We start from the raw sequence: 9,392 nt of genomic DNA, 5'->3' as shown, positions 1-9,392 counted from the left end.
CCCGCGCGAAGGTCCCGCCCACCGGCTCACCCCGGCGGGCGGGACCTTTTCGTTCGCCGCCGCGGGGTCTGGGGCCCCGCGCCCCGGCAGCGCCCGCTCAGCGCCGCCTGCGCCGCACCAGCAGGAGCGTCACCACGACCGGAAGCGCCACGAGCAGGAAGAGGGCGCCCAGGATGACCCATTCGACCCCTCCCACGCCCGCCAACTCGGCCGACTCCAGCGGTACTTGATCCCATCGCGTCTGCGTCATGCGGCCCGGGTGCCCGCGCGCCGCCGCTTGATTCCCGGACCGGACGCGGACAGCGGAAGGCCCCGCCTCCCTCGCGGGGAAGCGGGGCCCGAGGGCAGTCGCCCGGGAACTCAGTACGCCGAGCCCGAAGCCCCCAGCGAACCCGTCGGGTGCCAGACCGTCTTGGTCTCCAGGAAGGCCGTCAGGCGCTCCGTGCCCTGCGGGGCCGTCCAGTCCGGGGCGGCGACGGAGGGGCGCAGGACGCGCTTCAGGTTGTCCGCCGCCGCGACCTCCAGGTCCCGGGCCAGGTCCGAGCCGTGGCCCGTGCCCGTCAGGTCCAGCGCGTTGACGTCCTGGTGGGCCGCCAGGGAGGGGGCGATCTCCGAGACCTTGCCGGTGAGGATGTTGATCACGCCGCCCGGGAGGTCGGAGGTGGCCAGCACCTCGCCCAGGGAGAGCGCCGGGAGCGGCGACTCCTCCGAGGCGACGACGACCGCCGTGTTGCCCGTGGCGATCACCGGGGCGAGCACCGACACCAGGCCCAGGAAGGAGGAGTCCTGGGGGGCGACGACCGCCACGACGCCCGTCGGCTCCGGGGTGGAGAGGTTGAAGAACGGGCCCGCGACCGGGTTCCCGCCGCCCGCGATCTGGGCGATCTTGTCCGTCCAGCCCGCGTACCAGACCCAGCGGTCGACCGCCGCGTCCACGACCGCGCCCGCCTTGGACTTCGACAGGCCCTCGGCGTCCGCGACCTCGCGGACGAACTGGTCCCGGCGGCCTTCGAGCATCTCCGCGACGCGGTACAGGATCTGGCCGCGGTTGTACGCGGTCGCGCCCGACCAGCCGCCGAAGGCCTTGCGGGCCGCGACGACCGCGTCACGGGCGTCCTTGCGGGAGGAGAGCGGGGCGTTGGCGAGCCAGGCCCCCTTGCTGTCGCTCACTTCGTACACCCGGCCGCTCTCGGAACGCGGGAACTTGCCCCCCACGTACAGCTTGTAGGTCTTGAAGACGCTCAGTCGCGCCGCAGTCGAGGTGTCAGACATCGAGGTACGCCTCCAGGCCGTGGCGGCCGCCCTCGCGGCCGTAACCCGACTCCTTGTAGCCGCCGAACGGCGAGGTGGGGTCGAACTTGTTGAATGTGTTGGCCCAGACGACGCCCGCCCGGAGCTTGTTCGCGACCGCGAGGATGCGCGAGCCCTTCTCCGTCCAGATGCCGGCGGAGAGGCCGTACTGCGTGTTGTTGGCCTTGGCGACGGCCTCGTCCGGGGTGCGGAAGCTCAGCACCGACAGCACCGGGCCGAAGATCTCGTCGCGGGCGACCGTGTGCGCCTGGGTGACGTTCGTGAAGAGCGTCGGGGCGAACCAGTACCCGGCGGAGGGGAGTTCGCAGGGAGCGGACCAGCGCTCGGCGCCCTCGGCCTCGCCCGTGTCGGCCACGGCCTTGATCCGGGCCAGCTGCTCGGCGGAGTTGATCGCGCCGATGTCGGTGTTCTTGTCCAACGGGTCGCCCAGGCGCAGCGTCGACAGGCGGCGCTTCAGCGCGTCCAGCAGCTCGTCCTGGACGGACTCCTGCACCAGGAGGCGGCTGCCCGCGCAGCAGACCTGGCCCTGGTTGAAGAAGATGCCGGTGACGATGCCCTCGACGGCCTGGTCGATCGGGGCGTCGTCGAAGACGATGTTCGCGCCCTTGCCGCCCAGTTCGAGGGTGACCTTCTTCGCCGTGCCCGCGACCGAGCGCGCGATGGCCTTGCCGACCGCCGTCGAACCGGTGAAGGCGACCTTGTTCACGTCGGGGTGGTCGACCAGGGCCGCGCCCGTGTCCCCGTACCCGGGAAGGATGTTGACGACGCCGCGCGGCAGGCCCGCCTGGCGGCAGATGTCGGCGAAGAAGAGCGCCGAGAGCGGGGTGGTCTCGGCGGGCTTCAGGACGACCGTGTTGCCGGTGGCGAGCGCCGGGGCGATCTTCCAGGCCAGCATCAGGAGCGGGAAGTTCCAGGGGATGACCTGGCCCGCGACGCCCAGCGGGCGGGGGTCGGCCCCGTAGCCCGCGTGCGAGAGCTTGTCCGCCCAGCCCGCGTAGTAGAAGAAGTGCGCGGCGACGAGGGGGAGGTCCGCGTCCCTCGTCTCCTTGATCGGCTTGCCGTTGTCCAGGGTCTCCAGGACGGCCAGCTCGCGCGAGCGCTCCTGGATGATGCGGGCGATGCGGAAGAGGTACTTCGCCCGCTCGGAGCCCGGCAGCGCGGACCACTTCTCGAAGGCCTTGCGGGCGGCCCGCACGGCCCGGTCCACGTCGTCCCGGCCCGCGAGGGCGACCTCGGAGAGGACCTCCTCGGTGGACGGGGAGACGGTCTTGAAGACCTTGCCGTCGGCGGCGTCCGTGAACTCGCCGTCGATGAACAGCCCGTACGACGGGGCGATGTCGACGACCGCGCGCGACTCCGGCGCGGGTGCGTACTCGAAAGGGGTACCAGTCATGCGGATCAGTCCACCGTCACGTAGTCGGGGCCGGAGTAGCGGCCCGTGCTGAGCTTCTGACGCTGCATCAGCAGGTCGTTGAGGAGAGAGGACGCGCCGAAGCGGAACCAGTGGTTGTCCAGCCAGTCCGCGCCCACGGTCTCGTTGACCAGCACCAGGAACTTGATCGCGTCCTTGGTGGAGCGGATGCCGCCGGCCGGCTTCACGCCGATCTGGATGCCGGTCTGCGCGCGGTAGTCCCGTACGGCTTCCAGCATGAGGAGGGTGTTGGGGGGCGTGGCGTTGACCGACACCTTGCCGGTCGAGGTCTTGATGAAGTCGGCGCCGGCCAGCATGCCGAGCCAGGAGGCGCGGCGGATGTTGTCGTACGTCGACAGCTCGCCGGTCTCGAAGATCACCTTGAGCCGGGCCCGGTCCCCGCACTCCGCCTTCACGGCGACGATCTCCTCGTAGACCTTCAGGTAGTGCCCGGCGAGGAAGGCCCCCCGGTCGATCACCATGTCGATCTCGTCCGCGCCCGCCTCGACGGCGTCACGCACGTCCGCCAGCTTGATCGGCAGGGCGGCGCGGCCCGCCGGGAAGGCGGTGGCCACGGAGGCCACCTTGATGCCGGTGCCGGCGAGGGCTTCCTTGGCGGTGGCCGCCATGTCGGGATACACGCAGATCGCGGCGACCGTGGGGGTCGTACGGTCCGTCGGGTCCGGGTGGGCGCCCTTGGCGCACAGCGCCCGGACCTTGCCCGGGGTGTCCGCGCCTTCGAGCGTGGTCAGGTCGATCATCGAAATGGCCAGGTCGATGGCGTACGCCTTGGCCGTGGTCTTGATCGAGCGCGTGCCGAGCGCGGCGGCGCGGGCCTCCAGGCCGACGGCGTCGACGCCGGGCAGCCCGTGCAGGAAGCGGCGCAGTGCGCTGTCGGACGCGGTCGCGTCGACAAATGCGGATGCGGGAGCGGATGCAGAGGTGGGCATGGTCACCACTGGAGCATATCTACGCGCGTAGCGACCTGGCTACCCCGGCGGTCGAATCGGTCGGAATCGCGGCCCGGAGGAGACCACCGCCACACCCGCTTCGGACTCCCCCGCACGTCAGGCAGAATCGGGCGCATGACTAGCACCGGCCCCTCGTCGTCGTCCGGCTCCCCCAGCTCTCCGGGCTCCCCCGGCCCGTCCGGCGGGGCGACGGGTTACGCCGAGCGCGTCTTCCGCTCCGGCGCCGGCGTCTTCTGGGGCTGCGCCATGCTCGCCGTGCTGGCCTGGCTGGCCGTGGACGCGATGCTCAACGGTGACGCGTCGACGCGGTGGAAGGTGCTGGCCGGGCTGCTGTTCGTGGTGCCGCTGATCGTGGCCTTCGCCCTCCGGCCCGCCGTGTACGCGGGGGCCGACCGGCTCCGCGTCCGCAACCCGTTCCGTACGGTCGTCCTGCCCTGGGCCTCGGTCGAGGCAGTGCGCTCCGGTTACTCCACCGAGGTACTGGCCGGCGGGGCGAAGTACCAGCTCTGGGCCGTCCCGGTCTCCATCCGCCAGCGCAAGAAGGCCATCCGCAACCAGGCCCGGGCCGCCGCCAGCAACGACCCGGACTCCGCCCGCACCTCCTTCGGCCGCTCCCCGAACGCGTCCAGCCGGCCGACGGTCGCCACGAGCGACCAGACCGTCCGCGACCTCCAGGAACTCGCCGAGACCCGCGCCTCCGAGCCGACGGCCCAGGGGAAGCCGACGGCGCGCTGGGCGCTGGAACTCATCGTGCCGTGCGCGGTGGGCCTGGTGGCGCTGATCGTGCTGCTGGCCACCGTCTAGTCCCGTACGGGCCAGGGCGCGGTCGAAGACCTCCGTCGGCGTCCGTCGGCGACCGCCGGCCTCAGGCCCGTCGCCCGGGGAGACCCCGAGGGGTGCCATGCCGCACACTTGTCTCCCGTGAGCTCTACACCCCTCTCCGCCCGCGTCGTCCTCCTCACGGGTCCCTCCGGTTCCGGGAAGTCGTCCCTCGCGGCCCGCGCCCAACTGCCCGTGCTGCGCCTCGACGACTTCTACAAGGAGTGCACGGACCCCACGCTGCCGCTGGTCGCGGGCAGTTCGGACATCGACTGGGACTCCCCGCTGTCGTGGGACGCGGACGTCGCGGTGGCCGCCATCGAGGAGCTGTGCCGGTCGGGCCGTACGACCGTGCCCGTGTACGACATCGCCACCAGCTCGCGGGTGGGCGAGGAGGCGCTCGACATCGACCGCACGCCCCTGTTCGTCGCGGAGGGCATCTTCGCCGCCGACATCGTGGCCCGCTGCCGCGAGCTGGGGGTGCTGGCGGACGCGCTGTGCCTGCGCGGGCGGCCGTTCACGACGTTCCGCCGCCGTCTGCTGCGGGACCTGCGCGAGGGGCGGAAGTCGATGCCCTTCCTGCTGCGGCGCGGGCTGCGCCTGATGCGGGCCGAGCGCGGCATCGTGGCCCGGCACGCGGAGCTGGGCGCGCACCCGTGCGGCAAGGACGAGGCCCTGGGCCGCCTGGCGGCCGCCGCCGCGGGCCGCTGTCCGGGTGCGGGCCGCCCGGTGCGGGACGCGGCCGAGGCCGCGTAGCCGAAGGCAGGCAGTCAGTCAGCAGGCGGGCGGGCGGCAAACGAAAACGGGACCCCGCCGGCCCCCCGGCCGACGTGGTCCCGCTCCGCTTCCCCCCGTACCCCCCGTGCTCCCCCGCGGGCTCCCCCCGGACCCCACGCGGTCCCCCCGTGTTCCCCCCTGCTTCCGCCGCCTCCCCCGGAGCGACGGCCCCCGCATCCTTCAGGCGACCAGTTCGCCGAAGGACTCCTCCTCGTCACGGCCGAAGCTGAGGACCTCGTCCTCACGCAGCCGGCGGAGCGACCGCCAGATGCTGGACTTCACCGTGCCGACGCTGATGTCGAGGATGTCCGCGATCTCGGGATCGGTGCGGCCCTCGTAGTAGCGCAGGACGAGCATCGTGCGCTGGAGTTCGGGCAGGCGCGCCAGGGCCTGCCACAGGACGGCGCGCAGTTCCGTGCCGCGCATGGCGTCCGTGTCGAGCGCCGTCTCCGGCAGCTCCTCCGTCGGGTACTCGTTCAGCTTGCGGCGGCGCCACTGGCTGATGTGCAGGTTGGTCATGGTGCGGCGGAGGTAGCCCCCGACCGCCGCCTTGTCGCTGATCCGGTCCCAGGCGCGGTACGTCGAGAAGAGGGCGCTCTGCAGCAGGTCCTCCGCCTCGAAGCGGTCACCGGTCAGGTGGTAGGCGGTCGCGTACAGGGAGGCGCGGCGCTCCTGGACGTAGGCGGTGAACTCCGCCTCCGCCGCAGTCGCGGGCGTCCGCTCCCCCGAGCCCTCCCCGTACGTCTCCGTTCGTGCCGCCGACGCTCCCCCGAACGTCCCCCCGACGGCTCCCCCGGTTCCCCCCGGCGCGTCGACGACCGTCATGTACCCGTGCGTGTTCGCACTGTGCGCAGACGTTCGCTGACGCCCGATGCCGCGACCGCACCCCCGCGCGGACGCCCCACCGGACTTCTCCCCGCCACGGACGTTCTCGCTCCGTACGACGTCGTGGAGACGCGTGACAACTGCGCTTGAGTTGGTGCTGTGCAGTGCGTTCATCTCGCGCCCCCCGTCGGTGGTGTCCGTGGCAGTTCGTGTGATGAAGAGCTTGCCTGCGCAGTTTCATGACAAGGTCCGGCGACTGTCACAGGCGCGTCACAGGGCACACCGTGCCACCCCCAACACCCCTGCCGGCGACGGGCCCGGGGCAGGCCACGGCGATGGGAGCGCTCCAACTGTCGAACTCGTACGCCCCCATGGGCCAGAATGGCCGGGTGCCTTTCCTGTTGCTGATCGAGGACGACGACGCCATCCGTACGGCGCTTGAGCTGTCGCTCACGCGCCAAGGGCACCGTGTTGCCACGGCAGCCACGGGCGAGGACGGTCTGAAGCTGCTGCGCGAGCAGCGGCCCGACCTGATCGTGCTGGACGTGATGCTGCCCGGCATCGACGGTTTCGAGGTGTGCCGCAGGATCAGACGCACCGACCAGCTGCCGATCATCCTGCTCACGGCCCGCAGCGACGACATCGACGTCGTGGTGGGTCTGGAGTCCGGCGCGGACGACTACGTGGTCAAGCCCGTGCAGGGGCGGGTGCTGGACGCCCGCATCCGGGCCGTGCTGCGGCGCGGCGAGCGCGAGGCCAACGACGCGGCGTCCTTCGGCTCCCTGGTCATCGACCGGTCCGCGATGACCGTGACGAAGAACGGCGAGGACCTCCAGCTCACCCCCACCGAGCTCAGGCTGCTCCTGGAGCTGAGCCGTCGCCCCGGGCAGGCCCTGTCCCGGCAGCAGCTGCTGCGGCTGGTGTGGGAGCACGACTACCTCGGTGACTCCCGGCTGGTCGACGCGTGCGTGCAGCGGCTGCGGGCGAAGGTCGAGGACGTGCCGTCCTCGCCGACGCTGATCCGTACGGTCCGCGGGGTGGGCTACCGGCTGGACACGCCTTCGTGAGTACGGTCGCGAAGCGCGCCCTGATCGCCGGGCTGCGCTGGACCAGCCTGCGGCTGCGGCTGGTGGTGGTGTTCGCGCTGGTCGCGCTGACGGCCGCGGTGTCGGTGGCGGGGATCGCGTACTGGCTCAACCGGGAAGCGGTGCTCACGCGCACGCAGGACACCGCGCTCAACGACTTCCGGCAGTCCATGCAGGACCGGGTGGCCAAGCTGCCGTCGCAGCCGACGCAGAGCGAACTGCAGCTCGCCGCCGAGCAGATGGCGGCGCTGAGCGCCAAGCCCGGTTACAGCGTGCTGCTGGTGGACACCCGGGAGGGCGGGAAGCCGGTCGTGGCGTACTCGGACCTCGACGCGTTCACGCTGAGGGACGTGCCGCAGAAGCTCCAGGAGCAGGTCAACCGCAAGCAGCCGATCACGGCGGGCAACGCCCACCCGTACCACCTGTTCTGGATGCGGACGAACCTCGACGGCGCCCCGTACCTGGTGGGCGGCGCGAAGGTGATCGGCGGCGGGCCCACCGGGTACATGCTGACCTCGCTCAGGCAGGAGCGGGACGACCTGAGCTCTCTCGCCTGGTCGCTGGGGATCGCCACCGGGCTCGCCCTGCTGGGCTCCGCGCTGCTGGCGCAGGCCGCGGCCACGACCGTGCTGAAGCCCGTGCAGCGGCTGGGGGACGCGGCCCGGCGGCTCGGCGAGGGGAAGCTCGACACGCGGCTGCGGGTGTCGGGGACCGACGAACTGGCCGATCTGTCGCGCACGTTCAACCGGACCGCCGCGCAACTGGAGAAGAAAGTCCAGGACATGAGCGCGCGGGAGGAGGCGAGCCGGCGGTTCGTCGCCGACATGTCGCACGAGCTGCGCACGCCGCTGACCGCGATCACGGCGGTCGCGGAGGTGCTGGAGGACGAGGCGGACAGTCTCGACCCGATGATCGCGCCCGCCGTGCACCTGGTGGTCAGCGAGACGCGGCGGCTGAACGACCTGGTCGAGAACCTGATGGAGGTCACCCGCTTCGACGCGGGCACCGCCCGGCTGGTGCTGGACGACGTGGACGTGGTCGACCAGGTGACGGCCTGCCTGGACGCGCGGGCGTGGCTGGACGCGGTGGAGCTGGACGGCGAGCGCGGCATGATGGTGCGGCTCGACCCGCGGCGGCTCGACGTCATCCTCGCCAATCTCGTCGGCAACGCGCTCAAGCACGGCGGTTCGCCCGTGCACGTCTCCGTGCGGGCGCTCGACGGCGAGCTGGTGATCGAGGTGCGGGACAACGGGCCCGGCATCCCGGCGGACGTCCTGCCGCACGTCTTCGACCGCTTCTACAAGGCGAGCGCCTCGCGCCCGCGCTCCGAGGGCAGCGGCCTCGGCCTCTCCATCGCCATGGAGAACGCGCACATCCACGGCGGCGACATCACCGCCGCGAACTCCCCCGACGGCGGCGCGGTGTTCACCCTGCGCCTGCCCCGGGACCTGGAGTCCGAGGGCCGGAACGACGACGCGCAGGTGCGGGGGCAGAGCTGATGGTCCAGATGGGTCCCGTACGGCGCCGGGCCGCTCTCCTGGGGGCCGTGCTCGGCGTCCTCGCCGCCGGGACCGGCTGCGGCATCCGCACCACCCAGGTGCCGGTGGACGCCGGTCCCGCGCCCTCCCGGGTGTCCTGCGACGTGCCCGCCCCGAAGGGCGACGCCCCGGCGCAGGGCGCCACGGTGCGGGTGTTCCTGGTCTGCGGGGCGGGGCTGGTCCCGGTGCAGCGGGCGGTGGGCGTCCCCGAGCAGGTGCTCGCCTCGGACCGGGTCCGGGCGGCGCAGACGCTCCTGGACGAGTTGCAGAAGGACCCCTCGGCCGCCGAGGGGCAGGCCGGGTTCACCACGGACGTACGGGGGTCCCTGACCGTGGCGGGGCCCCGGCCGGGGGACGCCCGGCGGGCGCTCCGGCTCAACCGGCAGCCCGACGACCTGCCGACGCACGCGCTGGCCCAGATCGTCTGCACGTACTCCGGCAGCGCGGCCGACGGCGACGGCGGGGCGGTGGAGCTGGGCGGCCCCTCCGAGGACGCGCCCCGCGCCTACCAGTGCACGGCCGCCCTGAAGGCCCGACCGGAGGCGGTGCCGACCCTGGGCGACGTGCGGAGTTCCGCGCCGGCGCCGGGCGCGTCGGCGTCGGGCGCGGAGGTGCCGGGCGCGGCGGCTTCGGGCTGAGCGGACACCCGTGCGGG

Annotated in this window: 10 protein-coding genes; 5 read left to right on the top strand and 5 right to left on the bottom strand. The window is 72.6% G+C overall.

Going from position 1 to position 9,392, the window contains the following annotated elements:
- Positions 1 to 97: 97 nt before the first annotated feature.
- The 4 genes from ACZ56L_RS20405 to deoC all read right to left on the bottom strand — a co-directional run bounded on the left by ACZ56L_RS20405 (position 98) and on the right by deoC (position 3,672).
- Positions 98 to 250 carry a hypothetical protein gene (locus ACZ56L_RS20405; protein WP_471065436.1) on the bottom strand — a complete coding sequence of 51 codons (153 nt, stop codon included), beginning with the start codon at positions 248 to 250 and terminating at the stop codon, positions 98 to 100.
- Between the two features lie 110 nt (positions 251 to 360).
- Entirely contained in the window at positions 361 to 1,272 is a 912-nt protein-coding gene (locus ACZ56L_RS20400) for an aldehyde dehydrogenase family protein (protein ID WP_401756537.1), read from the bottom strand.
- On the bottom strand, positions 1,265 to 2,704 hold the full coding sequence (locus ACZ56L_RS20395) for an aldehyde dehydrogenase family protein (RefSeq protein WP_345228769.1): 1,440 nt from the start codon (positions 2,702 to 2,704) through the stop codon (positions 1,265 to 1,267). The genes ACZ56L_RS20400 and ACZ56L_RS20395 overlap by 8 nt, the downstream gene beginning before the upstream one ends.
- Positions 2,705 to 2,709: 5 nt before the next feature.
- Positions 2,710 to 3,672, bottom strand: coding sequence for a deoxyribose-phosphate aldolase (gene deoC / locus ACZ56L_RS20390; protein WP_345228770.1), 963 nt, complete (start codon positions 3,670 to 3,672; stop codon positions 2,710 to 2,712).
- Between the two features lie 135 nt (positions 3,673 to 3,807).
- Here deoC and ACZ56L_RS20385 point away from each other — a divergent pair, with 135 nt between their 5' ends.
- Positions 3,808 to 4,497 carry a PH domain-containing protein gene (locus ACZ56L_RS20385; RefSeq protein WP_468686278.1) on the top strand — a complete coding sequence of 230 codons (690 nt, stop codon included), beginning with the start codon at positions 3,808 to 3,810 and terminating at the stop codon, positions 4,495 to 4,497.
- 117 nt (positions 4,498 to 4,614) lie between these two features.
- Positions 4,615 to 5,268: a uridine kinase family protein gene (locus ACZ56L_RS20380; protein ID WP_345228772.1), complete on the top strand. Its 654-nt coding sequence runs from the start codon at positions 4,615 to 4,617 to the stop codon at positions 5,266 to 5,268.
- 201 nt (positions 5,269 to 5,469) lie between these two features.
- On the opposite strand, the gene ACZ56L_RS20375 is transcribed toward ACZ56L_RS20380, so the two are convergent.
- On the bottom strand, positions 5,470 to 6,288 hold the full coding sequence (locus ACZ56L_RS20375) for a SigE family RNA polymerase sigma factor (RefSeq protein WP_471065432.1): 819 nt from the start codon (positions 6,286 to 6,288) through the stop codon (positions 5,470 to 5,472).
- A gap of 215 nt (positions 6,289 to 6,503) precedes the next feature.
- On the opposite strand from ACZ56L_RS20375, the gene afsQ1 reads away from it, so the two are divergent.
- Genes afsQ1 through ACZ56L_RS20360 form a run of 3 tightly spaced genes read left to right on the top strand, consistent with a single transcriptional unit; the run spans position 6,504 to position 9,375 of the window.
- Positions 6,504 to 7,181 carry a two-component system response regulator AfsQ1 gene (gene afsQ1 / locus ACZ56L_RS20370; RefSeq protein WP_189820919.1) on the top strand — a complete coding sequence of 226 codons (678 nt, stop codon included), beginning with the start codon at positions 6,504 to 6,506 and terminating at the stop codon, positions 7,179 to 7,181.
- Positions 7,178 to 8,698: an ATP-binding protein gene (locus ACZ56L_RS20365; RefSeq protein WP_401756545.1), complete on the top strand. Its 1,521-nt coding sequence runs from the start codon at positions 7,178 to 7,180 to the stop codon at positions 8,696 to 8,698. Before afsQ1 ends, ACZ56L_RS20365 begins: the two co-directional genes overlap by 4 nt.
- The gene (locus ACZ56L_RS20360) at positions 8,698 to 9,375 is read left to right on the top strand and encodes a hypothetical protein (RefSeq protein WP_345228774.1); all 678 of its coding nucleotides are present in this window, start codon (positions 8,698 to 8,700) and stop codon (positions 9,373 to 9,375) included. The genes ACZ56L_RS20365 and ACZ56L_RS20360 overlap by 1 nt, the downstream gene beginning before the upstream one ends.
- The last annotated feature ends 17 nt before the right edge of the window (positions 9,376 to 9,392 follow it).

The organism is Streptomyces sp. NPDC039736 (assembly GCF_055596485.1).
Note: the sequence above shows the minus strand (reverse complement) of the source record. Positions and strands in the feature narration are given on the sequence as shown.